The following is a 26,855-nucleotide window of genomic DNA, read 5'->3' on the forward strand; positions in this document are numbered from 1 at the left end:
TTCGCGGGTCTTGCCCCAGTAGGTGAGCGCGTGGTTCAAGGCGTCCAGCACGCTGCGGTCGGCCGAGGTCGCCACAAACTTCAGGGCGCCGGCCAGGGCGAGCATGATGGAGCGGTCGGTCTTGAAGAACTGCTGGACGAGCAGTTCGTGGTTGTCGTGCTGGTAGGCCGTTACCTCCTCGATGTCTGCCAGCTGCGAGGCCGCGCCGCCGGCCCGCTCCACCACCTGGCGGATCGACCCCACCCCCGCGGCCTGCGTTCGCACCGCCTTGACCAGCATCTCGACCGCAGCCGCGACGTCGGTCCTGGGGGCTGTCTGCTCGTCGTCTCCGCCGGTCTCGCTGTCGACCTCCGCGCCCAGATCGCTGACCTGGCCGCCATCATTCGCCCCAAGCGTGCTCGGATCACCGGCGACAAATGAGCCCCGCCAATGTCAGCCGCGAGCAATACGAGCGCTGGCACATCCGCACCTGCGCACGCTGCAACCGGCGAGCACCGAAATCGGCGGAGTGGTCGGACGGGCCAAAGCGCTGCAGCAGGTCCCGATCTGGCGGACCGCCACCTACCTGCGCGATCTACTCATGGACATTCGAACGCTGGCTCGCCGAGCGCCTCGGCTCCATCACCGATGCCGAGCAGGCCCGGATCGCGGCCTGCCTGGTCCTGCTCTTCGCGCAACCCGTCAGCCGCATCGTCCGCCTCACCCACGACAAAAGCACCACCAGGATCGCCGCCGAAGCCGGAGGCACCTGGAAGAAGTACGCCCCCGGCGATCACCCTCGATGACTCTGCTTCCTGGCACCCAGGCAACGGGATAACCCGTTGCCGCCACGTCTGGGGAGGTGGTGGAGTGCCCCGGTGACCAACACCTCGGCGCGAGAAGAATTCTCTGCCCTGCTCGCCCGTGTCAGTGCAGACCCGGCCGTCATCGGGGCCGTCCTCAGCGGATCACAGGCACGGCAAGGCATGGCCACGCACCGTTCCGACTATGACATCTACCTGATCACCATCGATGACAGGGCAGCCGACGAAGAGCGCCGCGACTCCCGGCTGGACGTCAAGGCCATGTCCCTGGAGGAATTCCGCGCGCACGCGCTGCCGGGATCGGGCTGGGAATGGAACAGGTACTCCTTCACCCATGCCCGCGTCCTCAAAGACCGGCCCGACGGTCTCATCGGTGAACTTGTCGCCGGCAAGGGAGCACTGTCACGCGAGGAAGCCCATCAGACAGTCGCCGCCTCCCTGGACACCTTCGTCAACGCCGCCTACCGCTGGCTGAAAAGCCACCGCGACGAACGCGCCACCGAAGCCCGCCTGGATGCCGCTGAAGCTATTCCTCCTTTGCTGACCTGCATCTTCGCTCTCCACTGCCGGGTCCGCCCCTATAACAAGTACCTCGGCTGGGAACTACGGAACCATCCCCTGGGACCGCCTCCATGGCGCCAGGAAAGGTTGCTGCCGCTCCTGGAAACAGTCCTGTCGCACGCCGTCCCGCAGACGGCTCGCCGGCTCTTCCTCGACCTGGAACCATTCGCACGCGCCGCCGGTCACAGCTCGGTACTGGACGCCTGGGGCGACGACCTCCACCTCCTGCGGCAAATCCCTAGCTGAACAAACAACGCGCAATGGCTGTCGGAGGCCGGCGTCGATCAACCGGCCCTTCGAGTTCAGCGCCTCGGGGTCGGCCTGCCGCTCCAGCACCGCCGCCAGCCGCTTGCGCGCCCGACGCAGCCGGGTCCGGGCGGCCATAGCCGTACATCCCATAACTTTGGCGATCCGCTCGCTGGTCAGGCCCTCCCAGCAGGCCAGCGCCAAGACCTCGCGGTCACGTTCGGGTAACTCGTCGAAGGCGACGCGGACATGGTCCAGATCGACCGGTCTGATCGGCCGGTCGGCGGCCAGTTCCGCACGCAGCCGTTCGGCGAGCACGGCCCTGCGGACATCGCCGCGCTGTTGATTGGCCAGCACGCGGCGGGCCGCCCCGTACAGCCACAGCGGCGCCTCCTCCCCCTCGGGCACGTCGTCGATGCGTCGCCAGGCGGTGAGGAACGTCTCGGAGATGACATCGGCCGTGTCGTCGGGCGAGCTGGTACGGCGGGCGGCGTACTGATGTATCGCCGGGTAGTACGCGTCATAGACCGCTTCGAAGCGATCTCGGTCTGTCACAAGGTCTCCTTGCCGAAAGGTGCCGGACACCTGGTTAATGTCCGGCACCTTTCGGAATGTGACAGCTCGCTATGAGCAGGTCGCGTTACTGGGGGTCAGCCCGCATGAGCCCAAAACCCACATTGGGATGATCTTGAGTGGGTGGGGTGATGGTATTCGCCTACCTGGCCGGGGAGCTGCGTGCCGGAGACGCGGATGCCCGAGCGCACGCTGGTCGAGATCGCCTCACGCACCGCGTACTGGCTGGGCCGGCACCGGCACTTCGGGCCTGTCTCCGGCGCCCTCGTCGAGAAGCTTGCGCGCGGTCGCGAACCCGATGCCGCTGGTGCCGCCGGTGATCAAAACTGTCAGGTGCTCGCCGCGTCGGCGGCGGCCAGGACGTCGGCGACCAGGTCGGCGGTGTCCTCCGTCCCTGCGGCCAGCCGGATCAGGCCTGGCGGGACAGCTTCGGCGATCTGTTCCTCGCTGAGCATCCCGCGCCACATGGACGCCGGATGTACGGCAAGCGACTCCACACCACCGAGGCTGGCCGACAGGCGGGGGTAGCGCAGCCGCCCGAGGAAGGCGTCAGCCGTCTCGTAACCGCCGGCGAACTCGACGGAGAGCACCCCACCGAAACCGCTCATCTGCCCGGCCGCCAACTCGTGCTGCGGATGGCTGGTCAGGCCGGGATAGTGCACCCGGCTGACGGCCGGATGTTCGTGCAGCACATGGGCGAGGGCCAGGCCGTTGGCGTTGTGTCGCGACACCCGCAGCGGCAGGGTGCGCATGCCGCGCAGGAGCAGCCACGCGTCGATCGGACCGAGGGTGGCGCCGGTGAGCAGACCGACATCCCAGATCCGGTCCAGCAACTCGGCCCGCCCGGCCATCACCCCGGCGGAGACGTCGGTGTGGCCGTTGAGGTACTTGGTCGCGCTGTGCCAGACCAGGTCGACGCCGAGATCGGCCGGCCGCTGGTTCAGCGGGGTGGCGAAGGTGTTGTCCGCCATGGTCAGGACGTCGTGTGCGCGGGCGAGGTCCACGACGGCCCGCAGGTCGGTGATCTGCAGCAGCGGATTGCTCGGTGATTCGACCAGGATGAGGCGGGTCTGCGGGGTCAGCGCCTTCGCGAACGCCTCCGGGTCGGTCTGATCCACCAGGGTGGTCGCCACGCCGAGGCGCGGCAGCAGGTTCAGCAGCAGCGACGCGGTGCCGCCATAGGTGGACCTCTGCCCGATGACGTGGTCGCCGGCCGATACCAGGGCCAGCACGGCGGTGGTGACCGCGGCCATTCCGGAGGCGGTGACCAGGGCCGTCTCGGTGTGCTCCAGTTCGGCGACGACGGCCGCGACCTGCGCGTGGTTCGGATTGCCGAAGCGGGTGTAGAAGTCTTTACCGCGCGGGGCGACCGCGCCGGCCGCGAACGACTCCCCGTCCTCGGCCCAGAACGCCGCCGTCTGGTAGATGGGTGGCGCCACGGCCCGGCTGGGATGGATATCGCGATCAGCGTGGACGGTGATGGTGCTGTCGCCTGGCATGGCTGTCCTTCCGCTCGGTCTTGGGAGGAAGCGTGCCCGCCCGCCGCCTGGATGCGAACGGTTCCGGGCAACTTTGGCAGCACATTGCGCGCCGACCAGGCAGCGCATTGTGGTAGCCGGGCTGCCAGAGCAATAATCTGCCCTCATGGATGAGGTCGATCGGTCGATTCTGGCGGTGCTCGAACAACATGGGCGGATCAGCAACGCCGAACTCGCCGCCCGGGTCGGCTTATCGCCGTCACCTTGTCTGCGGCGCGTGCGCCACCTGGAGGAAGCGGGGATCATCCGCGGCTACCGGGCACTGATCGACCCCGCCGCGATCGGCCGGAGCCTGCGGGTGTTCGCCGGAGTACGACTGATGCGGCACACCCGCGCGGACGTGGTCGCCTTCGAGCGCGCGGTCAGCCGGTTGTCCGAGGTGGTCGCATGTCACCACATCACCGGCAACTTCGACTATCTGCTCCAAGTCGAGGTGGCCGACCTGCCCGCCTACGAGGACTTCCACGCCAACCGGCTGGCCGACCTGCCGAGCGTGGCCACGGTGACCAGCTACGTCACCATGAAGACGCTCTAGCAGATAGCCAACCTACCCCGGCGCTCTCGCTCTCTGCGGCACTCGATTCCCAGCGCTTCGTACCGCTGAGCGGCTGCGGCGGAAAAGCCGATGACGTCGACCCCTGGTAACGGCCGGCTACCAATGGCTCGCGACTTTGTTGCCGGCGGTTCAGACAACTCACCTGTCAGCGAGAGAACCAGTCTCGGCGAGGCTGTCGCCGAACCAGGTCTGCAACGCGTCATCCAGCGTCTTGTCGGGGGTGCCCGCCCAGGCCACAAAGCCATCGGGTCGCACGAGCACGGTCTCGGGCACTTTCACATGTACCACTTCCACATGGGAGTGCCGGACGCGGAGACTGCCGGTGGGGTCGAGCAGCAGCGGCCGGGCCCGCGATGCGGGCTCGTCGAGCTGGGCGGGCAGGTCTGCGAGGAAGCGGCCGACGAGCGGGTGCGGTGGGGCGGTCGTCGGGTAGGGCAGGTCGGTACCGGCAAGAAGAGCGGCGATGCGGCGGCGGTTGCCCTCCTCGGCCAGTAGCTCACCGAACACCTCGCGCAGCGCGGTGACCTCGGAACCGGGGGCGGTCAAGGCGAGCTGGGCCCTGGAGTGCATCGCGACCCGCAGGGCGGCAGGGCGGCGCTCGGCCTGGTAGGTGTCGAGCAGGTCGGGCGGGGCCCAGCCCTGTACGGCCGCGGCTAGTTTCCACGCGAGGTTCGCGGCGTCCTGCAGGCCCAGGTTGAGCCCGGGGGCTCCCATGGCCGAGTGGACGTGAGCGGCGTCCCCGGCCAGGAACACCCGGCCCGCACGGTAGCGGTCAGCCACCCGGGTGTTGCGTCCGTTCAGGCGGCGCATCAGGTACGGGCCGTCGCCGACGGGGGCGGCCAGGGGCAGATCGGCACCGACCACGCGAGCCAGGCTGGCACACAGCTCGGCGATGGTCATCGGCACCTCCTCGCCGGACGCCGCGCCGCCCCACTCCACCGAGCTCACGGTCAGGACGCCGGGCCGGGTGGGCAGCATGGCGTACGCGCCGCGCTCGGTCCGGTGCCAGGCGTACAACCCGAACGTGCCGATCCCCGGCACCTCCAGCTCGGCTCGCTCGGGCCGCAAGGTCGCGCCGGGCACGGTGACCTCGGCGGCGCGGCTGACGATGTCGCTCTGGCTCACTCCGGGGAAATCGATGCCCGCCAGCCTCCTGACCGTGCTGTGCCCTCCGTCGCACCCGACCAGGTAGCGGGTGCGCAGGTGGTACGACCCCTCGGGACCTGTGATGTTCAGCGTGACCCCGTCGGCGTCTTGTTCGAGGCCGGTCAGCTCGTGCCCGCGTTGGACTCGCGCGCCCACCTCGACCGCCCGGCGCTCCAGTTGCTCCTCCAGCTGTGCCTGTTTGATCTGCATGCCGGTCAAGGGGTTGTCGGCGAGGTCGGCCAAGTCCAGCGGCAGCGCGCCGAACATGAAGGCCCGCGCCGGGGTGGGCCGGCCGGTGCCGAGCCCGCGGCGGTGCAGCAGGTGGACGACCTCGCCGACGACGGCGTTGGCCTTGGGCTGGTCGCTGCGGCGGGGCAGGCGTTCGATGACGAGCGGCCGGATGCCGGCCGACCCGAGTTCGCAGGCCAGCATCAGCCCGTTGGGGCCGCTGCCGGCGATGACGATGTCCGCGACGATGTCCGCGACGATGTCCGCGCTCACGTGTTTCCTTGCGTCGATGGGTCTGGGAGGCCGGCCGCCAGCAGGCGCAGCGTGTCGCGCAGCAGCGGCACGAGCGGGATAGGGGGATCGGCGTACAGCCAGTGCCCGACGGCCGCCTGCACGGCGGCGGTCACGGCGCCGGCGACCAGGTGGGGGTAGAGGTGGCGATCAGGATCGGTGCCGGTGCGCTCGGCCACTGCGGCCGCCAGCTCCCGTTGGGAAGCGAGAGCCAGTCTCACCGCTTCAGCCTGCAGGCTGGGTTCGTCGACCAGCAGCCGGGTGGCGGCGAGCCGTTCCGGCTCGGGGGCGGCGGCATCGGGCCTGGTGTGCTGCTCCCAGGCCTGGACCGTCGCCTCCGTCAGCGCATGCCACAACGGCTCATTGGCGGGCCACGCGCGCAGCGCCGCCGCCTGGTACGCGGCGCGGTCGGTGTGGCGGGCGGCGAGCGCCTCGTACTTGCTGGAAAAGTAGTTGCTGAACGTGCGAGGGGAGACGCCGGCCTCGGCGGCGATGTCCTCGTTACGTACGTTGGGCAGCCCGTGCTTCAACGTCAGCCGCAGCGCCGCGCTCATCAATGCCTCGCGCGTGGCCTGCTTTTTGCGTTCCCTTAGCCCGCTCACACGGCCTCACCGTACCCACATGTTGCTTAGTTGGCAAATTTGCTGATTAGGCAACGATTGGCCAAGTCTGCGAACGGCCTTGCGCCGCCGCTACGCTCACGCTCGGTGCGGCCGGCCGGCCTGACGGCCCGACGCCCGGGTCCGTGCCATGAAAGGAAAGCAGGAGCATTGCCGCAGGCCACTGCGGGTGACGGCCCTCCGCTCCCGAACATGTCCCCAGCCGCCAGGTAGCGGGGTGAGAGATCACGATTGCGGTTCGTGATCGTTTCGGAGCGGTGAATGTGGCTGGTTGGGCTGGGCTTCTGCTTGATCGTGTTCGTGTCGGAGACGGTCGGGTGGAGGGTGGGTTCGGGTGCGGCGGGGGTGGGAGCCGGAGGAGCTGATCGCTGATCGCGGCGTGGACGCTGCTGGACGGCGACTGGGAGACGCCTCGGAGAACGTCCCCATCCAATCCGTTGGATCCTGCGCCATTACTACCGGGACCCCTGGAGGAAAAGCCTGGGAGTCGGGTCGGTAGTGGGGTGATGTGGGTGTGGGCCCGCTGCTGTGGATCAGCCGGGCGGGCGGGCGGCGGTGCTCTCGCGGACGACGAGTTCGGGTTCGATCATGCGATGCGGGGTGGCGGTGCGGCCGTCGATACGTTCCAGCAGCAGTCGGAAGGCCAGGCGGCCGACCTCGGTGAAGTTCTGTCGCACGGTGCTCAGCGGTGGCCACAGGTAGGGGGCTTCGGGGACGTCGTCGAAGCCGACCACGCTGACGTCCTCGGGCACTCGGCGGCCGGTTTCGCGCAGTGCTCGCAGCACGCCGGTGGCCATGTGGTCGTTGGCGGCGAAGATGGCCGTGACCTCGGGGTCGCGGGCCAGTTGCCTGCCCGCCTCGAAGCCGGAGCGTGCGCTCCAGTCGCCGCGCAGGGGGTCGGGAATCTGGCGGCCTTCGGCGGTCAGGACCGAGCGCCAGCCCTCGATGCGGGCGCTGGCGTCGATCCAGTCCTCGGGGCCTGACAGGTGCCAGACGGTGTTGTGGCCGAGGCTGAGCAGGTGTCTGGTCGCTCGCACGGCTCCGGCGGCCTGGTCGACGGCGGCGACGGGGACGGGGAGGCTCTCACGGGCGCCGACCACGACGGCGGGCAGGTCGGGTGGCAGGTGGTGCAGGCCGTCGGCGGCCGATTCGTGGGGGGCGACGATGACGACGCCGTCGACGGACTGGAAGCGCAGCCGGTTGACGGCCTCGGCGATGGAGCGGCGGTTGAGGGTGGTGACGTTGACGATGGTGACGAGGTAGTCGTGGGTGCGGGCGGCCTGTTCGATGCCGTGCAGGGTGGAGGCCGGGCCGTACAGGGTGGTGTCGAAGCTGACGACCCCCAGGGCGCCCGAGCGGCCGGTGACCAGCGAGCGGGCGGCGAAGTTGGGGCGGTAGCCGAGTTCGCGTACCGCGTCCAGGACGCGGGCGCGGGTGTCGGGGCGCACCTTCTCCGGGGTGTTGAGAACGCGGGAGACGGTCATGGCCGAGACGCCCGCGCGTGCGGCGACGTCTTCCATGACGGCGGCTTTGGGCCGCTCGGAGAACGTCTGTCCAGATACCTGCTGGGTCACCCTGTCCGCCTCGTCGAAGTTACTTCAAGCGTATCCGAGTGTTTGCGCTAACAGTTCGGGGGGCGGGTCCGTGCGGGAGGTGTTTTCCGTGGGAGCGCTCCTTTTTTGTGCCGGGAAGGAGGCCCTCCGCTCGGGTCCGTGCTGCGAACACGCTGCCGACGGCCTGAGATCGACACCACCTCGCGACATCCGCAACGCGCTTGGGCATCACATGCGCCTGCCCAGGACGAACGGTCTTCGCGGCCGGGCCGATCGCTGCGCATCGCCGAAGATCGCGATGCCGGGAGGAGCGCCGATGGCGCGCCTCCCGAGCGTGCGTACCGCACATCCTTGCGGACGAGGGCCGGCGGGCCAGGACTCAGCGGGGTTCGTTCCCGGCCCTTTGCCTGAGATGGGCGAGCCAGGCGGTGAGCGACCCCTCCAGAGCGACCTGCATGCCGTCTCGTTCGACGCGGACCGGCTCGCCGTCCCACGACTCCGCGGTCTGGACGAAGGTCTGCCCGTCCCGGCTCGCTGATCGTCGAAGACGAGCACGTCCCGCAGACCGTGGAGAAGACCGTCTTCACCCACCTCTGGCCCGGGAGCGACGATCCGAAATCGCAGCCTCATCGACCACCCTATGCACCGGCACGGGCACCGGGTCCGGGTGTTGTCGCGCAACGGCACCAACGCGACCGGCAGCACCTGGTGGGCGGCTGCTCTTCGGGTACGGCGTCCCCGCGGCGCTCGAGCCCTCCTGCGGCCGATCGGCGACGGCCCCGCCGGCTCCCGCCGGGCCCTCAGGCCGCCCCGCGCAGCAGGAACATGGTGTAGGCGGCGATCGAGCCGCTGTCGGTGATGGCGCCGCGCAGGATCATCTGCTCCAGTTCCGTCCGTGAGACCCACTCCTGGCGCATGTCCTGCTCGGTGTCCTCGCGGTCGGGGGTGCCCGCGGTCAGGTCGGTGGCCAGGAAGATGTCGAAGTGCTGGCCCGTCGTGCCGTGGGCGTTGTCCAGGCGGCCCAGGTGGGTCATCGAGGCGGCGCGCAGGCCGGTCTCCTGGGTCAGTTCGGTGTGCGCCGTGACCAGGGGCGAGGGGCTGTTCTTGACCCCGCCCTGGGGGAAGTTCCAGGTGCGCCGCCCCACCGGGTAGCGGTACTCCTCCACGAGGTGGAAGCCGTCGTTTTCCATGGGCAGGACGAGGGCGAAGTCGATCTGGTCCACCACGCCGTAGATGCCGTGGGAGCCGTCGGGGCGTTCGATGCGGTCCTCGCGCACGCTCATCCAGGGGTTGGTGTAGACGACCGTCGAGTCGAGAGTGCGGATCGTCGGTCCGGATACGTCGGTCATGGCGCGCAGCTTACTGCTGTTACGGCTCCGTTCGAGGTGCGTCGGCCTGGTCGGCGTCGTGCGGACGGTGCGGGCCGAGGCCGGGTGGGGCGAACGGCAGGACGGAGGTCACCGCGGTGACCGGTAGCGGCCCGTAGATGTGCGGAAAGGCCTCGGGTGAGTCGGCGGGCACCTCCATGCGCACGTCCAGTCCGCTCGGGTCGACGCTGAGCAGTACCAGGGGGGTGGTGACGTCGCGGTAGAAACGCTCCACCACGCCGCGTAGCTGTTCGTGGCTCGCGCAGGCGTGGATGAAGCCCTCTTCGTCCAGGGTGCGGCCGAGGGTGGAGATGCGGTACTCCCCCGCCCGCAGGGCGGCGTCCCAGTCGGCGGCCAGGGCCAGATGCAGGATGGTCATCGCAGACATGGTGCCCTGCGGAGGGGCGTTCTTCAACTGAAGGCGGGGGGCGTCACCGCCGGGCGCGCCACTCCCGCTGCAGGATCGCGTAGTCGAGCTCGCTGGTCCATTCGCCCTTGACCATCTCGTTGTCGACCAGGTGTGCCTCGCGGCGCATGCCCAGTTTCTCCAGCACGCGGGCCGAGGCCTCGTTGCGGGCGTCCAGGCGTCCGATGATCCGGTGCAGGTCAAGGCCGTCGAATCCCAGCTCCAGCAGGGCCAGGCCGGTCTCGGTGGCGTAGCCCTTGCCGTGGTGGGCGGGGTGGAGGACGTAGCCGATCTCTCCGCTGCGGTGGGTGAGGCTGTGCCAGATCAGCATGCCGTCGCCGATCAGCTCGCCGGTGGCGGCCAGTTCCACCGCCAGTGTCAGGATCTGTCCCTCCTCGAGCAGCTCCGTTTGGGTGATCTTGGTTTGCAGTGCCTCGTCGGCCTGCTCCCGGGTGCGCGGTTCCCAGTACAGGTAGCGGGTCACCTGCGGCAGTGACTGGATGGCGTGCAGGGCGTCGAGGTCGGCCGGGGTGTAGGGGCGCAGGATCAGGCGGCCGGTCCGGATGGGGTAGGTGGGTTTCAGCACCGGGCCAGGGTAGGCCAGGTGCCCGGTGGCGGTCGAGGCGTTATTTCCGGCCGGTCAGTGGGGGCTGCCGGCCAGGTTGAGCACCACGACTCCGCCGATGATCAGGACGATGCCCGCGATCTTGGCCAGACTGATCGTCTCGCCGAGGAACAGTACGCCGATCGCGGCGATGGCCGCGGTGCCGGCTCCGGCCCAGACCGCGTAGGCGGTGCCGACCTCCAGTTGCAGTTTCAGCGCCTGGGCCAGCAGGATGAAGGCGGCGGCGTAGCCGGCGACGACCAGGGCGGCCCAGCCTTTGTGGGCGAAGCCGTCGCTCAGCTTGAGGGCGGTGGTCGCCACGATCTCGGCGATGATCGCCCCAGCCAGGATCAACCACGCCATGACCACTCCCCCAAAATCTGTACGAACGTATCATTTCATCCGGCCGGTGGTGCCCGCGCCGCGTCCGGAGTCCACTTGCGAGCGGTGTCGAAAGCGTGTTCCACTGAGCCGTATGCGATGGGACGCGCCTTCCCTGCTCGCCGCGCCGCCCGACGTCAGGCCGCGGATCGAGCGCTCCGCGCTGGTCAGGGTGCACGGGGCGCTGACCTGCTACGAGGTGCAGGCGCGCACCGCGCTGGAGCGCACGCCCGGGGGATGGAGCATCAGCCCGTACCGGGGGTGTGCCCAGGGGTGCCGCTACTGCTCGGTGCGCCGGGGGCATCGCTATCTGGGGCTGGACGCCGGCGGTGACTTCGATTCGCGGATCGTGGTGCGTACCAACATCGTGCGGCGGTTGCGTGCGGAGCTGGCCTCGCGCTGGGACGGCGAGCATGTCACGGTGGGGGTGGGCGGTGACTGCTACCAGGGTGCCGAGGACATCTACCGGTTGATGCCCGGCCTGGTCACCGCGTTGCGTGAGGCCGGGGCGCCGTTCACCGTGCACACCAAGAGCCGGCTGATCCTGCGCGACGCCGATCTGCTGGCCGCCACTCCGGGGGCGGGGGTGGTCGTCTCGATCGCCTTCGTCGACGACCGGATCCGCCGCAGTGTGGAGCCCGGCGCCCACAGCGCGCAAAAGCGCCTGGAGCTGGTGGCCGAGCTGAACGAGCGGGGGGTGGCGTGCGGGGTGGCGATGGCGCCGATCCTGCCGCTGCTGACCGACTCCCCCGACCAGCTCGCGGCCACCGTGCGCCGGGTCGCCGACGCCGGGGCCGTCAGCCTGGTCCCGCACGTGCTGCGCCTGCCTCCGGGTGCCCGTGAGTGGTATCTGGCCTGGCTGGGTGAGCACCACCCGGCGCTGGCACCCCGTTACGGCGAGCTGTATGCCAGGAGTGCCGATGCCGAGGCCGGCTACGTGCGCCGCGTCACCGACCAGGTCCTGCAGCTGGCCGCCCGTTACGGCATGGGTCCGGTGCGGCCCGAGCAGCCCCTGCCGCTGGCGCTGCCCCGCCAGGCCCAGCTCACCTTGCTCTAGCCTTCCCGGTGCGAGATCAGAAGTGATCGAGCAGGTCGGGGAATCTGCTCAGGTGCAGTACCCGCTCGTCGCCGGGGTCCAGTTCGCTCTGCTCCAGCGCCCAGGTGTGGTCGTTGGGGATGAAGACGGCGTTCATGCCCGCCTGCCGGGCGGGGAGGATGTCGGACTTCGGGGAGTTGCCGATCATCCAGGTCGTCGCGGGTGCCAGCGCGTGCTCGCGGGTGAGCCACCGGTAGGTGGTGACGTCCTTTTCCGCCACGATGTGCACGTCGCGGAAGTGGTGGGCCAGCTGTGAGGCCTCCAGCTTGCGCCGCTGTTCATCCAGCGCGCCCTTGGTGAGCAGCAGCAGCTCGTGCCGCTCGCCCAGGGCGGTGAGTGTCTCGGCGACGCCGGGGACGAGTTCTACGCGGCGCTGCAGGAGGGTCAGCGCCAGCTCGTCGATGTGGCGGCGTTCCTGCGCGGTCGCCGGCCGCTCGCGCAGTCGTTCGAAGCATTCGCCGAGGCTGCGCAGGAACATCGTGCTGCCGTAGCCGTGGGTGACGGCGTTGGCGGCCTGGATGTCGTCGAGGACGGCGCGGATCCGGGTCCGCGCCAGGGTCGGATGCGCCAGCCAGTCGAGAAAGTCCTCGACGACGCGCTCGAAAAGTACGTTGTTCTCCCAGAGCGTGTCGTCGGCGTCGAAGATGAGGACCTGCCGGTGGAGTCGCAAACCTGTTCCTTTGCTGGAGTTCTCGTCGGCCGCCGGCGCCACCGTCGTATCCGGGGTACGCGGTGGCGCCGGTGCGGGGTCAGGCCGCGGGGTCAGGCCAGGGCGCTGCCCTTCTTCCACTGCGTGTACGGCATCTGCCAGAAGCCCCAGCCGTTGTTCCACTCCATCTCGCGGTCGGTGCCCGTGATGGTGATCACGTCGCCGCGCTGGACCTGGTCGTAGTACCACTTGGCCTGGTCGGGGCGGGAGTTGATGCAGCCGTGGCTGACGTTTCGGCGTCCCTGGGCCCAGACGTTGTTCAGCGCGTGCACGTACTCGCCGCTGTTGGAGAAGCGGACCGCGTGGTTGATCATCAGGTCGTAGTAGCCGGGATCGCCCTTCTTGCGGCCGGGGGAGATCATGCGTTCGGGGTTGGCCTTGCCCATCGCCAGGTGGACGCCGCTGGTGGTGGTGTACTCGCGGGTGCTGGCGTTGCCCGCGCTGATCAGCATGGTCTGCACGACCTTGCCGTCACGCTTGACGATCATCTTGTGCTTGCGGGTGTCGATCGTGGCGATCTGGGCCGCGCCGATGTGGATGACCTTGGTCATGTCCTTGACGCCGTACATGTCCTTGCCGCCCTGGACGCCTTTGAGGCGGGCGGTGAAGGTCACCTTCTGGTGGGGCTGCCAGAATTTCGCGGTGCGGTAGATCACGGTCGTGTCGTTGATCCAGCGCCAGGCTCCCTGGGAGGGTTTGTCCGAGGTGACCTTCAGTGCCTTCTCCACCCCGGCCTTGTTGGCGATCTGCTGGTTGAAGGTGACGATGATCGGTGCCCCCACACCGACCTTCTCCCCCTTGATCGCCGGGGTCACGTCCGCGACCTCGAGTTCGTGCTCGGGTTTGAGCGTCCGGAAGGAGCTGCTGGCGGTCGTGCCGTCCACCGCGCGCGCCGAGACGGTGTAGTCGCTGGCGGGAATCATGGGGGTGGTGGAGGTCCACTTGGTGCGTTCGGCGTCGAAGTCGCCCTCCAGCACCTGGCCACCGGTTTCGACGGTGACCTCCTCCAGCGCGCCGCTGGAGGCGCTGATGACGACCTTCCTGTTCGGACGCACGGTCTGGCTGCCCTTGGCGGGGCTGATCCTTATCTCCGGCGCGGCCGGGGTGCTGGGCGCCTCGGTGCCCTGCCCGCCGGCCGCAGGAGCCTTCGTGTCCGCCCCGGTAGAGCAGGCGGTGGCCAGCACCGCCGCGGTCGCCAGGGCCAGAGCGGCCAGTGGCGTCCTGTGGCGTTCCACGGTCAGCACAATTTCTCTCCCCCACTACAGCAAACTGCCCTTAAAAACACTAATAGGAGATGCATGGTGACTGCGCATGGTTGCGACCGGTTTGGTAACGTTTCGGTCTCTTACTAAAGTGGGAAAAATCCTGACCGGGAGTCAGCCGTGGGGCGGTGAGGGTGGAGAGGGAGGCTTCGGTCGGCGCCGAAGCGTCCCGGGCCGATGATGGGTACATGACGCTCAGTCCCCCGCTCGCCGCGCTGGCCGCCCTGCTCGCCGACGACACGCGCGCCAGGTTCTGCCTGGCGCTGCTGGACGGGCGCGCCTGGAGCGCCGGAGAGCTGGCCGCCCACGCCGGCGTGGCGGCCTCGACCGCCAGCGAGCACCTGTCGCGGCTCATCGGCGGCGGGTTGCTGACCGAGGAGCGGCAGGGACGCCACCGGTACGTGCGCCTGGCCGGGCCGGGCGTGGCCCAGCTCATCGAGGACCTGGCCGCCCACGCCGGTGCCGGTGCGCAGCCGGCCACGCTGCGCGCCGCGAGCGCCACCCGGGCGCTGGCGGCCGCACGCACCTGCTACGACCACCTGGCCGGGCGGCTCGGAGTGATGATCAACGACGCGCTCCTCGCGCGCAGCCTGCTGCGCCAGGACGCCGGTTTCGCGCTCAGCGACGCCGGGCTGTCATGGTTCGCCACCGAGCTGGGGGTCTGCCTGCCGGTCGGCGGGCGCCGCCTGCTGGCCCGGCCCTGCCTGGACTGGACCGAGCGCCGCCACCACCTGGCCGGCACCGCCGGGGCCGTGCTCTGCGCGACCGCGCTGGAGCGCGGCTGGGTCAGCCGGATCGGCTCGGGACGCGCCCTGGCCGTCACCGCCGCCGGGCAGCAGGCCCTGGCCCGCTTGCTGGGCGTCACCGGCCTGGCGGAAACCGCCCCCTAGGGCCGGCGCAGGCGGTGGGTGAGGCTGGTGTGGCGGCGCCCGGCGCCGCGGGTGCGCACCGCCTGGGCCAGCGCGCGGCGGGAGCCGACGATGACGACGAGCTTCTTGGCCCGGGTGATCGCGGTGTAGATCAGGTTGCGCTGGAGCATCATCCACGCGCTGGTGGCCAGCGGGATCACCACCGCCGGGTACTCGCTGCCCTGGGAACGGTGGATCGACACCGCGTAGGCGTGGGCCAGCTCGTCCAGTTCGTCGAAGGCGTACTCGACGTTCTCGTCCTCGTCGGTCAGCACGGTCAGCTTGTGCTCGTCGGGTTTGATGTCGACGACCAGGCCCACGGTGCCGTTGAACACCCCGGCGGCGCCCTTTTCGTAGTTGTTGCGCAACTGGGTGACCTTGTCGCCGACCCGGAAGACCCGCCCGCCGTAGCGGCGCTCGGGCATGCCCTCGCGCGAGGGGGTCAGCGCCTCCTGCAGCACGTGGTTGAGGTTGCCCGCCCCGGCCGCGCCCCGGTGCATCGGGGCCAGCACCTGCACGTCGCGGCGCGGGTTGAGGCCGAACCTGCGCGGGATGCGGTTGGTGACCACGTCCACGGTCAGCGCCGCGATCTCCTCGGGTTCCTCGCACGGGAACAGGAAGAAGTCGCTCATGCCCTCCAGCGCCGGATGCAGGCCGGTGTTGACCCGGTGGGCGTTGACGACGACGCCGGACTCCTGGGCCTGGCGGAAGATGTGGGTCAGCCGTACCCGGGGGATCTCCTTCTCGGCGGCCAGCAGATCGCGCAACACCTCGCCGGCGCCGACCGAGGGCAGCTGGTCGACGTCGCCCACGAAAAGCAGGTGCGTGCCCGGGGCGATGGCCTTGACCAGCTTGTTGGCCAGCAGCAGGTCCAGCATCGAGGCCTCGTCGACCACGACCAGGTCGGCGTCCAGGGGGTTGTCGCGATCGAAGGTGGCCTCCCCGCCGGGGCGTAGCTGCAGCAGCCGGTGCACGGTGGTGGCCTCGTGGCCGGTCAGCTCCGCCAGGCGCTTGGCCGCCCTGCCGGTGGGCGCGGCCAGGATCACCTTGGCCTTCTTGGCCCGGGCCAGGGTGACGATGGAGCGCACGGTGAAGCTCTTGCCGCAGCCCGGGCCGCCGGTCAGCACCGCGACCTTGCTCGTCAGCGCCAGCCGCACCGAGTGGGCCTGTTCTTCGGCGAGGTCGGCGCCGGTCTGGGTGTGCAGCCAGTTGAGCGCGACGTCCCAGTCGACGGAGCCGAAGACCCCCAGCCGGTCGTGCTCGCAGGTCAGCAGGGTGCGCAGGGCGCCCGCCAGGGACAGCTCGGCGCGGTGGAAGGGCACCAGGTAGACCGCGGGGACGGTGCCGTCGCCGACCGGGATGTCCTCGGCGACCACGCCGTCTTCGGCGATGAGCTCCTGCAGGCAGCGCGTGGTCAGCTCGGCGGCGACCTCCAGGATCTTCACCGCGTCGGCGACGAGGTTGGGCGCCGGAAGGTAGCAGTGGCCGTCGTCGGCGGCCTGGGAAAGGGTGTAGCGCAGGCCCGCCTTGACGCGCTCGGGACTGTCGTGCGGGATGCCCACGGCCTGGGCGATGGTGTCGGCGGTCTTGAAACCGATGCCCCACACGTCGTCGGCCAGCCGGTAGGGCTCGCTTTTGACGACGGTGATGGAGTTGTCGCCGTACTGCTTGAAGATCCGGACCGCGATCGAGGTGGACACGCCGACCCCCTGCAGGAAGATCATCACCTCTTTGATGATCTTCTGTTCCTCCCAGGCGACACCGATCATCTTGGTCCGTTTGGGGCCGAGGCCGGGGACCTCGACCAGCCGCTCGGGGGTGGTCTCGATGACCTCCAGGGTCTCGACGCCGAAGTGCTCGACGATCCGCTCGGCCATCCTCGGCCCGATGCCCTTGATCAGCCCGGAGCCCAGGTAGCGCCGGATGCCCTGCACGGTGGCGGGCAGCACGGTGGCATAGGACCACACCTCGAACTGCTTGCCGTACCTGGGGTGGGAGGTCCAGCGTCCGGTCAGCCGCAGTGACTCGCCGGGCTGGGCTCCCAGCAGCGGCCCGACCACGGTCAGCAGGTCGCTGGAGCGATCGACGGCCACCCTGGCGATGGTGTAGCCGCTCTCCTCGTTGGCGTAGGTGATGCGTTCGAGCACGGCCTCCAGCACGCTGCCGGGAGTGGGGGACGCCGGAGGGGTGTTCATGGCGGGTATTGTGCCGCAGCCGACCTCCGGCTCCAAGCCGGGCTCACCCGGCGACGGCTGCCCCGGGCAGCTGGTTTCGGATTCGCCCCTGCCTCCGCCCGCCTCGGGTACCGGGACCGCCGGATGCGAGGTTTCGCCGGTTTCGCCGGGCCCGGTACCCGGGCGGGCGAGGTGAATCGCGGACACGCCGATGGCTCCTGCCCTCTTCACGGGCCAGACGGGCACCGTGTGTGATGAAGTCTCTCCGATCCGTAACGGCTTTGCCGCCGAAGTCCCGGGGCTCACGGCACCCGGCTGCGAAGGAGAGGCGCATGCGAAGGACACTCACCGCCCTGATGATGGTGCTGGGCACGGTGGCGACGGCGGGCGCCGCGGCGCCGCCGGCCGCCGGGCGGCCCGGCATCGACGTCATCGGGCTGACCGGCGACCAGCGTCTGGTGGGCTTTGCGATCCGCTCCCCCGGCCGCACGCGTGATCTGGGCAGGATCCGCGGGCTCGACGGCGACACCCGGCTGGTGGGCATCGACTACCGCGTGCAGAACGGCAGGCTGTACGGCGTCGGAGACCGGGGCGGCGTCTACACGCTCAGCGGCCCGGCCAAGGCGGTCAAGGTCTCCCAGCTGACCGTGGCGCTGAGGGGCTACCACTTCGGCGTCGACTTCAGTCCCGCGGCCAACCGGCTGCGTGTGATCAGCGACACCGGGCAGAACCTGCGGCACAACCTCGACGACCCCACGGGCGGCCCGGCCGCCGGGCAGACCGTGGCCGACCGTACGCTGACCCTCCCGCCCGTCCCGCCTGCCGTGGTGGGAACGGTCGCGACCGGTGTGTCGGGTGCCGGATACACCAACAACGACCTCAGCCCGGACACCGCCACGACGCTCTTCGGCGTGAACACCGCCACCGGCCAGGTGAGCCTGCAGTCGCCCGCGGGGGCGGGCACCCTGGTGCAGACCGGCAGCCTGCGGGTGGCCGCGAGCGGCGCGGCGGGCTTCGACGTCTACAGCTCGCTGCGCGAGGGAGTCACCGTCTCCAACAGTGCCTTCGCCGCGCTGAAGGTCGCCGGCCGCTACGGGTTCTACGGCATCAACCTGCTCACCGGCGCCGTCAACTACAACTACGGCGCCTTTCCCGCCAGCCGCCAGGTCCTCGACATCGCCATCCGGCTCGACCGTGGCTGAGGGGGGCTGAGGACGGCCGACAACCTGCCGCCGACCGGCCGAGGTCACTCGCGGTGACCTGTGCGGGCCCTCTCCTTGCGAGGGCCGGTCGGTCGAGGACGCGGGTGTGTTCGGCGTCTGGGAACTCCTCATGGCGCAGCGGCCGGCCGAGCCGGGGCGCTGCGGCGGCGAGGTCCCGGGAGCCTCGCACCGGCAACCGTGCTGTCGTCGCTCTGGCCGCCGGCGGTTTGTCGATCGCCTTGAGCCGGTCGAAGCCCACGCGTTGACGAACGGCTCCGCCACCGGTGCCTGGAGCACACCGTGCGGGCGCAGGGCCGTTGCCGGGCCGGGGCCGGTGCTCCCCGGCGGCGGCGCGGACGGTCTCTGCGATCTTGGGTCTTCCCAGCGCCGCATCGAGACGGTATGACGGGGAGGCGCCGTATGCCGGGGGTGGGACGGCCGGTGGACGTCACGACGGGGAGGCCGGCATGACCGTACAGGTGATCATTGAGGCGGTCGGCCGGGCGGAGCTTGCCGCCGAGCGGGTGCGCGAGGTGGCCGCAGCGCACCCCGACGTGCGCGAGCACCTGCGGGTCGCCGACGCCGCAGGGCTGATCGTAGGCCCGGCGGTGGCGCTCGGCCACGATCCAGATGAGAACGCCTCGTTTCGGGCAGCGGTGTTCGATCCGGTCTCCAACCGGGGGGTCGAGCTGCGCGGCACTCTGGACCGGCCCGAGGGGGCGCAGGTGCTGCCCAGTGCCTACCGGCCCAACCCGCGCCCCGAGGAGCTGCGGGCCGCGGCGGCGATCCTGCGGGCCGAGGAGCGCTTCCCCGCCGGAGACGACGTGCTGATCTACCAGCCCATGCCGCCCCTGGCCGACCTGGACAACCCCGACGGCACCACCACCCGCCGCCCCACTCTGGGCATCTACCACCCCTCGGGTGAGACCAGGCACCGCATCGTGGCCGTGGACATCGCCGCCGGCGACGTCGACTGGTCCCCCGCCGGTGTCAGCGTCGCGATGCATCCGGGCGACTGTGAGTCGCACCTGCCGGTGGGGGTGGAGAGCCTGCGCGACCAGGGCGGCCCCGACCAGGTGCGGCTGCGCGTCGTCGACGGCGGCACCGAGCTGTGGAGCATGGTCGTGGTGCGGCCCCGGGCCTCCTCGCCGGCCAACCCCGGCGACGGCTCCGGGGTCGAGCTGAGGCAGGTGCGCTACCGGGGCAGGCTCGTGCTGCGCCAGGCGCACGTGCCGATCCTCAACGTCCAGTACGAGGAGGACGGCGTCACCTACCGCGACTGGCAGAACCAGGAGACCCGGTTCTCCGCCACCGGCACCGACCCGGTGGGCTGGGGGTGGCGGATCTGCTCGGAGCCTCCGCGCACCATCTTGGAGCGGGGCGACAACGACGCCGGCAACTTCCAGGGCGTGGCCTTCCACCACACGGGCGGTGAGCTGCGCATCGTCAGCGAGCTGGCGGCCGGCTGGTACCGCTACGCCTCGGAGTGGCGCCTGAGCGACGAGGGCACGATCAGGCCGCGCTTCGGCTTCGCCGGGGTGCGCAACCCGCGTACCTGCATGCGCCACCGCCACCACGTCTACTGGCGTTTCGACTTCGACGTGGAGGGCTCGGCCAACGACGTGATCGAGCAGTTCGACGACACCGGCTCGACCGTGCCCCAGCCGGTGACGATCGTGCGGGAGGTCGCCAGAAGAAGGCGCCCTCCCGCACTGTTCTGGCAGGTCACCGACAAGACCAGCGGCCGGGGGTGGCGGATGTACCCCGGTGAGCACGACAACACCGCAGACCCCTACGGTGTCGCCGACCTGTGGTTTTTGCGCCACCACCCGGCCGAGCTCTACGACGGCAACCCCGGCTCCGACAACCGGGCGATGCTGAACCGCTTCGTCAACGGCGAGAGCGTCAGCGCCACCAACGTCGTCGTCTGGTACGCCGGGCACTTCCGGCACGACCAGAACGAACCCGACCTCCATCAGGGGCACGTCGTCGGTCCCGACCTGGTCCCGCTCCTTTGAGCCCTTCCCTCAGCGCACGTAGACGTTGGGCCTGGGCGGGGCCGACATGCCCGAGCCGATGAAGAAGCTCGGATGCGGCGGCTGGTTGTAGGCGGTGTTCTGCCAGGCGATCGCGGTGCGGTATTGGGTGTCGTGCATCAGGGTGTGGATTCGCCGGTCGGTGACGGTGGTGGTGGTGTGGATCCGCAGCGCGGTGTTGTCGGAGGTGGCCCAGACGACCTCCTCGCGCCAGTCGCCCAGCAGGTCACCCGAGAGTGCCGGGGTGGCCTTGGTGCCGTTGTTGGAGTGCACCCCGCCGGCGCTCAGCAGGCGGGTCTCCCCGCTCGTGCCGTACTTGTCAATCTTGGTGGCGTCCAGCAGCTCCCGCACCGGGTCGGCGTCCCACCAGGCCAGGAAGTTCGTCGAGGAGGGTTTGCGGCCCACGATCTGGCCGGAGGTGTTGAAGACGCCGTCCCCGCCGGAGGCCGACCACGACTCGGCTCCAGGGCTGCCGGAGCAGATGTCGGCCGACACGCCCCGGCCGTTGTCGCCGGCTGTGACCCGGTCTTCTCCGAGAAGATCAGCACCCGTGTCAAGGAGCGGCCGGAGTTCACCAAGGCGATGGCGTACGCCAGCACCATCAAGCAGGCCGTGCCGCACCAGCGGGTGATCTTCACCGTGCACGAGATGAAGCGCCTGGGCCGCGGTGCCGCTGAACTGCTGGCCATCGCTGAGGACCTGCGCCATCACGACATCGAGCTGGAGCTGCTGACCGGGCCGCTGCAGGGCATCTACAATCCCTCCGGGCACGGGGCGGCGCTGTTCGCGTTCTTCGCCGGGATGGCCGAATCCGAGCGCGAGTACCTCCGGGAGAAGTCACTCGAAGGCCAGGCCTCGGCGCGCGAGCGCGGCCGCCACGGCGGGCGGCCGAAGGTGTTTGACGACGACATGATCGCCTACGCCCGGTCGCTGCGCGAGCGCGGGATGGCTGTGCCCGACATCGCCCGCAAGCTGGTCATCCTGTCGGGCAAGAACAAGGGCGAGCACCCCTCGGTGGCCAGCGTGTACCGGGTGCTCGCCGACGGCGCAAACACCGGGCCGCCGGCGTGAGCCGGCGGCTACGGACCTCGCCACGAAGGTGTGGTGTCCCGTTGGCCGTCAGGCACGTGCGGAGGCATGAAGACCTCCGGAGGTCCGGAACAGTGCGACGGCTCGGGTACCGATTCTGAAGGAGGCCTGGGGGCGCGGTCCGCGATCCGCAGGGACCTTGCGGCCCCGCGCTGTCACCGCGATCACGCTGTCGCGCGGAAGCACCGCCGTGAGCGCCTCGACCATGCCGGTGACCCCTGCCGCCGCGCTGGGTCCGCGCCAGTGGGTCTGTTCGCCGTAGGGGACGTCGGTGATCACGATGTCGGGTGCGTGGTGGCCGAGTGCCCGCTGGAGCTGGGCGGGGTCGAACACATCGGCTTGGCGCACCGCGTGCGGCACGTCTCCTCCGGCGGCGTCGAGTCCGGCGGCGAGCTGGCGGGCGGCACGCGCGGCCGAGTCGTAGGCCGGTTTGCCGAAGCGGGCGGCACGCTCTTGGAGATCGGCGGCGCGGGCCGCCAGACCGGCCTGGCTCAGCAGGGCGAGATTGCGTTCGGCCAGGTGCCGCGCTTCAGGGGCGAGGTCGCAGGCCAGCACCGAGGCGATCTGCCGCCGGTGCAGCAACGCCAGCACGGTCAGCAGGTAACCGCTGCCGCAGCATGGATCCCAGAGCACCGCGGGCCGGTCGCCGCCGCGCAGAGCCAGCGCGCGCTGGAAGATCTCGCTGGCCAGCCGGACCGGGAACGCGGGAAACCCTGGAGCCGAATGCAGCACCGCGCCGCTGGCCAGGTCCTGATGGCCGGTCCGGACGGTCGCGTGACGGTAGGTCATGCGGTGCGGCTGCGACGCTGGCGGGCGGCCTCGTACAGCACGACGGTCGCCGCGCTGGCGGCGTTCAGGGAGCTGGCCGAACCGGCCATCGGGATGCGCGCCATCGTGTCGCACGCCTGCCGCCATCCCGCGCTCAGGCCGGTGGTCTCGTTGCCGATGACCAGCAGGGTGGGGCCGGCCAGGTCCAGGTCGGCGACGTCGCAGGTGCCGTTCTCGTCGGTGCCCACCACCGTCAGCGGCAGCCCCTGGGCGTGCAGCCGCTCCACCCACGCCGGCACCTCCCGATGCGAGGAGGACCGCACCACCGGCAGCGCCAGCAGTTCGGGTATCTCCTCGTCCTTGCCGCCCAGCTCGCGCAGCAGGTCGGGGGCCATGGCCACCCGCTCGCCGCCGGTTGCCGCCGGCATCTGCTCGGCCCAGTTCGACAGCGGCCGTTCGGCGTCATAGATCAACGCGTGTACCGGCCAGCCGAATTCGACCAGCAGGCTGATCGGGCGCACCCCCTGGACCAGGAACTCCCTGGCTCGCTGCCGCTTGGCCCGGTTGCCCAGCAGCGCCTGCCACTGCTGGAATCGCGCGTTCGCACGCGTGATGCGCACGTCTCCCGACGCCGACTGCCCCCAATTGCCCACGCACTCCAGGATAAAGGGACCTTCCCCACGCCTTGCGCGTCTCCACCGTACCTAGGAGGACGGCATCAGGTTGACGGGCCGGATGCCGAGCCGCGAGAGGTGTACGTGGTCAAGGCCGACGCCAGACACCTTGGCCAAGCAGACCGGCTCCGCCTGCTGCGCCACGCCTCCACGACTTTCTCCGACACCCCCTCGAACAGCATCTCCGGCAGCCCGATCGCCTTGACGGGGTGTCGGTAACAACCGCGCCACGAACACCGCTAAAGTGTCCAGTTTCCTGAACGCTCTGGTTGCGGGGGTCTCTGGTCGTGGACATGGTGTCGTGGCGGCGGAAACGTCGGGTGCTGGCTCGGGTGACCCGGGCGGCATGGCGGTTGGAGCAGGCCGAACGGGAACGGGCTTGGGCGTTGGCGGCGGCGAAAACCGAGGGCGCGTCGATCAGGGAGATCGCCACAGCGGCGGGACTGTCCTCATCACGAGTCCACCAGGTCGTCACCGACGCCGATACCGACGCCCTCGACACAGCGCTGGGTGCCCTGCGTTCGGCGGGCTGGCCCGCGCCGGAGGATCCCGGCGTCGACGATGGCGATCTGGCGGGTCGTGCCGATATCGCCGGACGTCTGGATGATGAGGTGGAGTGGATCCGCCAATGTGCCGACTGGCTGGAGCACCTGGACCGCGAGCCGTACCCGACGGTGGTGAACCTGCGTCCGGAGTCGGACTGGCCCCGGCGGTTCCAGGTCGCCGCGGACCTGTCCCGCGTCGTGGCCATCCTGCGGCGCATCGCCTACGACATCCACGAACTGGCCCGATCCCGCCGGATCGAGGACCTCGACCAGGCCGCGGTCGCCGAGGATCCACGCGCGGAGCGGCGCCGACGAGCGGCCGAGCCCGCTCTGGACTTCATTGCGTTCTGCCGTCGCCGCAAGGTCCCGCACCAGTCCACCCCACAGCTCGAACGGGCCTACGACGCCTGGAACGCCGAACGATACGAGCGAGGCGAGACCGACCGAGGCTCCTGGGAGGCGTACAACCCCGTTCGCGAAGCCCGGAACCGTTCAGGGAACTGGACACTTTAGCGGTGTTCGTGGCGTGGTTGTTACTGACACCCCGTGACGGTGGAGTTCCAGGCCTGGGTCACCTGCTGCCCGGCGGCGAAACTCCAGTTCAGGGTCCAGCCGTTGACCGGGTCACCGAGGTTGGTGAGCGCCACGTTGCCGGTGAAGCCTCCCGACCACTGGGCGGACACCGAGTAGTCGACGCGGCAGCCGGCCGCCGCGGCCTGGGCGACCAGGACCGGAGCCAGGCTTGCGGCGAGTGCGAGCGCGGCCGCCGAGCAGATCACGCGCAGGCGGCGCGGGGGCGGTGGTGATGATCGGGACATGCTCTCCCCTTGCGGTTGAGCGGATACGGGTTCGGAAAGCGCTTTCGGAACCTTCATCACATACCGAAAATCCCCTCCCGGAGCCATCGGGGATGCCGTGGCCTCGGCGCTCAAAGAGGTTCCGGAGCCCGCCGCATCCCTTTCCACCTGCGGCTACCAGGCGTCGGCGAGACGCGGTCCGGCGCCCTTGTGCCCGGTGGCGACTGAAACTTTCACCTGCGCCCGCCCATGGAGCCCGATACGCCTGCGGGAATAAGGAATAACCTCACAGTTCCCTGAGCCCTCCATCATCGCCATAGCTCCAGGACCTGGGCGTTCTCCGTACAGAGCGCGTCGCTCTGGCGGTTGAAGGATCTCGGGATCGGTGAAGCCTCTTTCTCTTCGTTGAGGTTTTTGTAGTGGTGGTGAAGCGAGGAGTCGTGTGCCGGCCCCGGTCGAGAATGACTCGGTCCGGTGCTGGGCGCCACCCTGGCAGAGGACGCCTGCTCACGCGGGGGTTGGCGCCGTATACCAGCTCAGACACCTCAACTGCTCGCCGGGCCGGGGTGCTCTCGCGTCGCCGGGTCCTGGGCGCCGCCCGGCGCCGCTCCGGGAACGGCTGACCGTAGACGGCCTTGGGTTCCGGCGACCCCAGACGTCTTGTGCGCGGTGACGGCAGGCCACCGGAGCCCAAGAAGGTCAGGGGGGCCGTCACCGTTAATCGACGTGTTCTTGCTCGGCGGCCGCGGCGTAGGCGGCGTCGAGGCGCTCGAACGGGCCTGGGCCGTCGTGCGGCTTCGGCGGGGCGCCGAGGTGGCGGACGCGAAGCTCGTCCATGAGCTCCTCGATGAACGCCGGCCCCTCATCGCGCATGAGCCGCTGCCGGCTCCGGAGCTCGGTGCTGCCGGGGCGCCAGTCGAGGCCCCAGTCGCCGAGGGCGTAGATGATCGGAAGAGTCCGGATACCGGCTTCAGTGAGGCTGTAGCGAGCGCGCTGCCCCCGCACGGCGGTGCCGCGGGTGAGGATCCCTGCCTCGACGAGCCGCACGAGGCGGTCGGCGAGGATGTTCGAAGCGATGCCCTCGATCGACCCGGTGAGCAGCGCCCGAAAGTAGCGGCGGTCGCCGAAGATGACGTCGCGCAGCACGAGCAACGACCAGCGATCTCCGAGCACCTCGACGGCGGCGTTGATCGGACACCCGGACCGTGGTTCCACGATTCCTCCTTGACAGGTATTTCGTCCTACCTATAGTAGTTGCATAATACAATCACTTTTGAGAAGAGGAGCTGATGGGCCGCTTCGTTTATTCGATGCAGGTGTCCCTCGACCTGCGGATCGAGCAAGTTCCCGGGGACAACGGTGCCGGCGAGTGGCTGCGCATCGACGAGGAACTGCACCGCGAGTGCAACGCGCTGACGCAGGCGCTCGCGCTCATGGTCCAGGGCCGGGTCTACTACGAGGTCATGGAGGAGTACTGGCCACGGGCGCACGAGGACGCGTCGCTGCCGGATGTCATGCGTGAGTACGGCGAGATCTGGACCGCCAAGCCCAAGGTGCTTGTCTCCCGTACCCGCCGCAGCGCCGATCACAACACCCGGATCATCGGCGGAGACGATGCGATCGATCACCTCGCCGCCCTGCGGGCCGGGACCGACGGCAGCATCAGTGTGGGCGGCGCGGCGCTCGCGACGCAGCTGCTTCGGGCGGGGCTTCTCGATGAGCTGCTGCTCTTCACCCATCCGGCGATCCTCGGCTTCGGCAGGCCGCTGTTCGACGACTACGACGTGCCGATCGACCTCGACCTGCTCGAGCAGCGATCGTTCAAGCAGGGCGTCACGATGCGTCGCTACGCCATCGGGGATGTAAAGGAGGCGGGCTCGTGCTGAGGCAGGTCGCGGAGGGTGTGTGGGTTCACGAGAGCGAGTTCGTGCAGAGCAACGCCGTTGTGGTGCAGGGCCGGGCCGGTGTGTTGCTCATCGACCCCGGGGTGACCGGCTCCGAGATCGACTGCCTCGCGAACGACCTTCGCGAGGTGGGTCAGCCCGTTGTGGCAGGGTTTTCTACGCATCCGGATTGGGATCACCTGCTCTGGCACGCCCGGCTCGGCGAGGCGCCCCGTTACGGCACGGCGCGCTGCGCGGCCACTGTCCGAGATCAGCTGTCGGACGCAGGTGCGAAGGCCCGCATCGCCGACCACCTGCTCGAGACGGAAATCGCCGGGCAGGTACCGCTGGACCTGCTCGGCCTCGTTACCGGCCTGCCCGCCGAAACTGCGCAGATTCCTTGGGATGGCCCCGGGGTCCGGATCATCGAGCATCAAGCGCATGCCCCGGGCCACGCGGCGCTGTTGATCGAGGAACGCGGGGTTCTCGTCGCCGGCGACATGCTTTCTGATGTCCTGGTTCCGATGCTCGACTTGAACGACACCGCGGACCCGATCGAGGACTACCTCGCCGCGCTGCGGCTGCTCGAGGGCGTGGCGAGCGGCGTCGATGTCGTCGTCCCGGGCCACGGTTCCGTCGGCGGATCCGACCAGGTACAGGAACGGATCGACCAGGATCGGGCGTATGTACTCGCGTTGCGGAACGGCCAAGTCCCCGCCGACCCACGGGTCGGCCCATCGGCCAGGCCTGGCTGGGAGTGGGTGGGCGACGTGCACGAAGGGCAACTCCAGCGCCTCGCCCAATGAAGCGAGCGCGACGGGGGCCAGCCAAGGGGCGGC

Annotated in this window: 29 protein-coding genes and 1 pseudogene; 13 read left to right on the plus strand and 17 right to left on the minus strand. The window is 69.8% G+C overall.

Annotation, left to right across the window (positions count from 1 at the left end; genetic code table 11):
* Positions 1-30 precede the first annotated feature (30 nt).
* The 3 genes from ACQP0P_RS25035 (at position 31) to ACQP0P_RS25045 (ending at position 1,610) form a co-directional block, all read left to right on the plus strand.
* Complete coding sequence (locus ACQP0P_RS25035) at positions 31-420, plus strand: hypothetical protein (protein WP_433358934.1); 390 nt, start codon at positions 31-33, stop codon at positions 418-420.
* Positions 417-785, plus strand: a complete 369-nt coding sequence (locus ACQP0P_RS25040) for a hypothetical protein (RefSeq protein ID WP_433358935.1) — start codon at positions 417-419, stop codon at positions 783-785. The genes ACQP0P_RS25035 and ACQP0P_RS25040 overlap by 4 nt, the downstream gene beginning before the upstream one ends.
* A 72-nt stretch (positions 786-857) precedes the next feature.
* Positions 858-1,610: a hypothetical protein gene (locus ACQP0P_RS25045; RefSeq protein WP_433382482.1), complete on the plus strand. Its 753-nt coding sequence runs from the start codon at positions 858-860 to the stop codon at positions 1,608-1,610.
* Between the two features lie 147 nt (positions 1,611-1,757).
* Here the strand turns inward: ACQP0P_RS25045 and ACQP0P_RS25050 are convergent.
* Both ACQP0P_RS25050 and ACQP0P_RS25055 read right to left on the minus strand, forming a co-directional pair.
* Positions 1,758-2,213, minus strand: a pseudogene (locus ACQP0P_RS25050) (RNA polymerase sigma factor); the annotation flags it as partial.
* A gap of 299 nt (positions 2,214-2,512) precedes the next feature.
* Positions 2,513-3,682 carry a trans-sulfuration enzyme family protein gene (locus tag ACQP0P_RS25055; RefSeq protein WP_433358936.1) on the minus strand — a complete coding sequence of 390 codons (1,170 nt, stop codon included), beginning with the start codon at positions 3,680-3,682 and terminating at the stop codon, positions 2,513-2,515.
* A 145-nt stretch (positions 3,683-3,827) separates the two neighbouring features.
* On the opposite strand from ACQP0P_RS25055, the gene ACQP0P_RS25060 reads away from it, so the two are divergent.
* Complete coding sequence (locus tag ACQP0P_RS25060; protein WP_433358937.1) at positions 3,828-4,256, plus strand: Lrp/AsnC family transcriptional regulator; 429 nt, start codon at positions 3,828-3,830, stop codon at positions 4,254-4,256.
* Between the two features lie 159 nt (positions 4,257-4,415).
* Here ACQP0P_RS25060 and ACQP0P_RS25065 read toward each other — a convergent pair whose 3' ends face one another.
* The 3 genes from ACQP0P_RS25065 to ACQP0P_RS25075 form a co-directional block, all read right to left on the minus strand.
* Positions 4,416-5,924: an FAD-dependent monooxygenase gene (locus ACQP0P_RS25065; RefSeq protein WP_433358938.1), complete on the minus strand. Its 1,509-nt coding sequence runs from the start codon at positions 5,922-5,924 to the stop codon at positions 4,416-4,418.
* Entirely contained in the window at positions 5,921-6,544 is a 624-nt protein-coding gene (locus ACQP0P_RS25070) for a TetR/AcrR family transcriptional regulator (RefSeq protein ID WP_433358939.1), read from the minus strand. The genes ACQP0P_RS25065 and ACQP0P_RS25070 overlap by 4 nt, the downstream gene beginning before the upstream one ends.
* A gap of 551 nt (positions 6,545-7,095) precedes the next feature.
* Positions 7,096-8,136: a LacI family DNA-binding transcriptional regulator gene (locus ACQP0P_RS25075; protein ID WP_433358940.1), complete on the minus strand. Its 1,041-nt coding sequence runs from the start codon at positions 8,134-8,136 to the stop codon at positions 7,096-7,098.
* Between the two features lie 619 nt (positions 8,137-8,755).
* Here ACQP0P_RS25075 and ACQP0P_RS25080 point away from each other — a divergent pair.
* Entirely contained in the window at positions 8,756-8,974 is a 219-nt protein-coding gene (locus ACQP0P_RS25080) for a hypothetical protein (RefSeq protein WP_433358941.1), read from the plus strand.
* On the opposite strand, the gene ACQP0P_RS25085 is transcribed toward ACQP0P_RS25080, so the two are convergent.
* From ACQP0P_RS25085 to ACQP0P_RS25100, 4 genes are read right to left on the minus strand one after another with little or no spacing between them, the layout of a single operon-like run.
* Complete coding sequence (locus ACQP0P_RS25085) at positions 8,916-9,464, minus strand: NUDIX domain-containing protein (RefSeq protein ID WP_433358942.1); 549 nt, start codon at positions 9,462-9,464, stop codon at positions 8,916-8,918. The two genes, ACQP0P_RS25080 and ACQP0P_RS25085, sit on opposite strands and share 59 nt — an antisense overlap.
* 19 nt (positions 9,465-9,483) lie before the next feature.
* Positions 9,484-9,861, minus strand: coding sequence for a DUF952 domain-containing protein (locus ACQP0P_RS25090; RefSeq protein ID WP_433358943.1), 378 nt, complete (start codon positions 9,859-9,861; stop codon positions 9,484-9,486).
* A 52-nt stretch (positions 9,862-9,913) separates the two neighbouring features.
* Positions 9,914-10,474, minus strand: coding sequence for a GNAT family N-acetyltransferase (locus ACQP0P_RS25095; RefSeq protein WP_433358944.1), 561 nt, complete (start codon positions 10,472-10,474; stop codon positions 9,914-9,916).
* Between the two features lie 54 nt (positions 10,475-10,528).
* A complete protein-coding gene (locus ACQP0P_RS25100) occupies positions 10,529-10,855 on the minus strand; it encodes a DMT family transporter (RefSeq protein WP_433358945.1) in 327 nt (108 codons plus the stop codon).
* 112 nt (positions 10,856-10,967) lie between these two features.
* On the opposite strand from ACQP0P_RS25100, the gene ACQP0P_RS25105 reads away from it, so the two are divergent.
* Positions 10,968-11,930: a radical SAM protein gene (locus ACQP0P_RS25105; protein ID WP_433358946.1), complete on the plus strand. Its 963-nt coding sequence runs from the start codon at positions 10,968-10,970 to the stop codon at positions 11,928-11,930.
* 16 nt (positions 11,931-11,946) lie between these two features.
* Here the strand turns inward: ACQP0P_RS25105 and ACQP0P_RS25110 are convergent, their stop codons facing one another.
* Both ACQP0P_RS25110 and ACQP0P_RS25115 read right to left on the minus strand, forming a co-directional pair.
* Positions 11,947-12,639, minus strand: coding sequence for an HAD family hydrolase (locus tag ACQP0P_RS25110; protein ID WP_433358947.1), 693 nt, complete (start codon positions 12,637-12,639; stop codon positions 11,947-11,949).
* Between the two features lie 92 nt (positions 12,640-12,731).
* Positions 12,732-13,922: an Ig-like domain-containing protein gene (locus tag ACQP0P_RS25115; RefSeq protein ID WP_433358948.1), complete on the minus strand. Its 1,191-nt coding sequence runs from the start codon at positions 13,920-13,922 to the stop codon at positions 12,732-12,734.
* Positions 13,923-14,128: 206 nt separating this feature from the next.
* On the opposite strand from ACQP0P_RS25115, the gene ACQP0P_RS25120 reads away from it, so the two are divergent.
* Positions 14,129-14,830, plus strand: coding sequence for an ArsR/SmtB family transcription factor (locus ACQP0P_RS25120; RefSeq protein ID WP_433358949.1), 702 nt, complete (start codon positions 14,129-14,131; stop codon positions 14,828-14,830).
* On the opposite strand, the gene recD2 is transcribed toward ACQP0P_RS25120, so the two are convergent.
* Positions 14,827-17,043 carry an SF1B family DNA helicase RecD2 gene (recD2, locus tag ACQP0P_RS25125; protein WP_433358950.1) on the minus strand — a complete coding sequence of 739 codons (2,217 nt, stop codon included), beginning with the start codon at positions 17,041-17,043 and terminating at the stop codon, positions 14,827-14,829. The two genes, ACQP0P_RS25120 and recD2, sit on opposite strands and share 4 nt — an antisense overlap.
* A 311-nt stretch (positions 17,044-17,354) precedes the next feature.
* Between recD2 and ACQP0P_RS25130 the strand changes: the two genes are divergently transcribed.
* Together ACQP0P_RS25130 and ACQP0P_RS25135 are read left to right on the plus strand one after the other, a co-directional pair.
* The gene (locus tag ACQP0P_RS25130) at positions 17,355-18,224 is read left to right on the plus strand and encodes a DUF4394 domain-containing protein (RefSeq protein ID WP_433358951.1); all 870 of its coding nucleotides are present in this window, start codon (positions 17,355-17,357) and stop codon (positions 18,222-18,224) included.
* 467 nt (positions 18,225-18,691) lie between these two features.
* Positions 18,692-20,242, plus strand: coding sequence for a hypothetical protein (locus tag ACQP0P_RS25135; protein WP_433358952.1), 1,551 nt, complete (start codon positions 18,692-18,694; stop codon positions 20,240-20,242).
* A gap of 9 nt (positions 20,243-20,251) precedes the next feature.
* On the opposite strand, the gene ACQP0P_RS25140 is transcribed toward ACQP0P_RS25135, so the two are convergent.
* Complete coding sequence (locus ACQP0P_RS25140; protein ID WP_433358953.1) at positions 20,252-20,755, minus strand: hypothetical protein; 504 nt, start codon at positions 20,753-20,755, stop codon at positions 20,252-20,254.
* Between the two features lie 45 nt (positions 20,756-20,800).
* Here ACQP0P_RS25140 and ACQP0P_RS25145 point away from each other — a divergent pair, with 45 nt between their 5' ends.
* The gene (locus tag ACQP0P_RS25145) at positions 20,801-21,331 is read left to right on the plus strand and encodes a recombinase family protein (RefSeq protein WP_433382079.1); all 531 of its coding nucleotides are present in this window, start codon (positions 20,801-20,803) and stop codon (positions 21,329-21,331) included.
* 48 nt (positions 21,332-21,379) lie between these two features.
* On the opposite strand, the gene ACQP0P_RS25150 is transcribed toward ACQP0P_RS25145, so the two are convergent.
* Together ACQP0P_RS25150 and ACQP0P_RS25155 are read right to left on the minus strand one after the other, a co-directional pair.
* Positions 21,380-22,138, minus strand: coding sequence for an rRNA methyltransferase (locus tag ACQP0P_RS25150; protein ID WP_433358954.1), 759 nt, complete (start codon positions 22,136-22,138; stop codon positions 21,380-21,382).
* A complete protein-coding gene (locus tag ACQP0P_RS25155) occupies positions 22,135-22,737 on the minus strand; it encodes a TrmH family RNA methyltransferase (protein WP_433358955.1) in 603 nt (200 codons plus the stop codon). The genes ACQP0P_RS25150 and ACQP0P_RS25155 overlap by 4 nt, the downstream gene beginning before the upstream one ends.
* Positions 22,738-23,111: 374 nt before the next feature.
* Between ACQP0P_RS25155 and ACQP0P_RS25160 the strand changes: the two genes are divergently transcribed.
* The gene (locus ACQP0P_RS25160; protein WP_433358956.1) at positions 23,112-23,849 is read left to right on the plus strand and encodes a hypothetical protein; all 738 of its coding nucleotides are present in this window, start codon (positions 23,112-23,114) and stop codon (positions 23,847-23,849) included.
* A gap of 20 nt (positions 23,850-23,869) precedes the next feature.
* Here the strand turns inward: ACQP0P_RS25160 and ACQP0P_RS25165 are convergent, their stop codons facing one another.
* Entirely contained in the window at positions 23,870-24,154 is a 285-nt protein-coding gene (locus ACQP0P_RS25165) for a cellulose binding domain-containing protein (protein ID WP_433358957.1), read from the minus strand.
* A 696-nt stretch (positions 24,155-24,850) separates the two neighbouring features.
* The gene (locus ACQP0P_RS25170) at positions 24,851-25,348 is read right to left on the minus strand and encodes a winged helix-turn-helix transcriptional regulator (protein ID WP_433358958.1); all 498 of its coding nucleotides are present in this window, start codon (positions 25,346-25,348) and stop codon (positions 24,851-24,853) included.
* A gap of 74 nt (positions 25,349-25,422) precedes the next feature.
* On the opposite strand from ACQP0P_RS25170, the gene ACQP0P_RS25175 reads away from it, so the two are divergent.
* Entirely contained in the window at positions 25,423-26,019 is a 597-nt protein-coding gene (locus ACQP0P_RS25175; RefSeq protein WP_433358959.1) for a dihydrofolate reductase family protein, read from the plus strand.
* A complete protein-coding gene (locus ACQP0P_RS25180) occupies positions 26,013-26,822 on the plus strand; it encodes an MBL fold metallo-hydrolase (RefSeq protein ID WP_433358960.1) in 810 nt (269 codons plus the stop codon). Before ACQP0P_RS25175 ends, ACQP0P_RS25180 begins: the two co-directional genes overlap by 7 nt.
* The last annotated feature ends 33 nt before the right edge of the window (positions 26,823-26,855 follow it).

Source organism: Streptosporangium sp. CA-115845, from assembly GCF_050943795.1.
Classification (GTDB): Bacteria; Actinomycetota; Actinomycetes; order Streptosporangiales; family Streptosporangiaceae; genus Streptosporangium.

Coding starts and splice junctions, on each gene's coding strand:
- ACQP0P_RS25175 (WP_433358959.1), top strand. CDS start 25,423: ATGGGCCGCTTCGTTTATTCGATGCAGGTGTCCCTCGACCTGCGGATC.
- recD2 (WP_433358950.1), bottom strand. CDS start 17,043: ATGAACACCCCTCCGGCGTCCCCCACTCCCGGCAGCGTGCTGGAGGCC.
- ACQP0P_RS25120 (WP_433358949.1), top strand. CDS start 14,129: ATGACGCTCAGTCCCCCGCTCGCCGCGCTGGCCGCCCTGCTCGCCGAC.
- ACQP0P_RS25100 (WP_433358945.1), bottom strand. CDS start 10,855: ATGGCGTGGTTGATCCTGGCTGGGGCGATCATCGCCGAGATCGTGGCG.
- ACQP0P_RS25090 (WP_433358943.1), bottom strand. CDS start 9,861: ATGACCATCCTGCATCTGGCCCTGGCCGCCGACTGGGACGCCGCCCTG.
- ACQP0P_RS25085 (WP_433358942.1), bottom strand. CDS start 9,464: ATGACCGACGTATCCGGACCGACGATCCGCACTCTCGACTCGACGGTC.
- ACQP0P_RS25040 (WP_433358935.1), top strand. CDS start 417: ATGAGCCCCGCCAATGTCAGCCGCGAGCAATACGAGCGCTGGCACATC.
- ACQP0P_RS25130 (WP_433358951.1), top strand. CDS start 17,355: ATGCGAAGGACACTCACCGCCCTGATGATGGTGCTGGGCACGGTGGCG.
- ACQP0P_RS25105 (WP_433358946.1), top strand. CDS start 10,968: ATGCGATGGGACGCGCCTTCCCTGCTCGCCGCGCCGCCCGACGTCAGG.
- ACQP0P_RS25060 (WP_433358937.1), top strand. CDS start 3,828: ATGGATGAGGTCGATCGGTCGATTCTGGCGGTGCTCGAACAACATGGG.
- ACQP0P_RS25135 (WP_433358952.1), top strand. CDS start 18,692: ATGACCGTACAGGTGATCATTGAGGCGGTCGGCCGGGCGGAGCTTGCC.
- ACQP0P_RS25165 (WP_433358957.1), bottom strand. CDS start 24,154: ATGTCCCGATCATCACCACCGCCCCCGCGCCGCCTGCGCGTGATCTGC.
- ACQP0P_RS25055 (WP_433358936.1), bottom strand. CDS start 3,682: ATGCCAGGCGACAGCACCATCACCGTCCACGCTGATCGCGATATCCAT.
- ACQP0P_RS25080 (WP_433358941.1), top strand. CDS start 8,756: ATGCACCGGCACGGGCACCGGGTCCGGGTGTTGTCGCGCAACGGCACC.
- ACQP0P_RS25150 (WP_433358954.1), bottom strand. CDS start 22,138: ATGACCTACCGTCACGCGACCGTCCGGACCGGCCATCAGGACCTGGCC.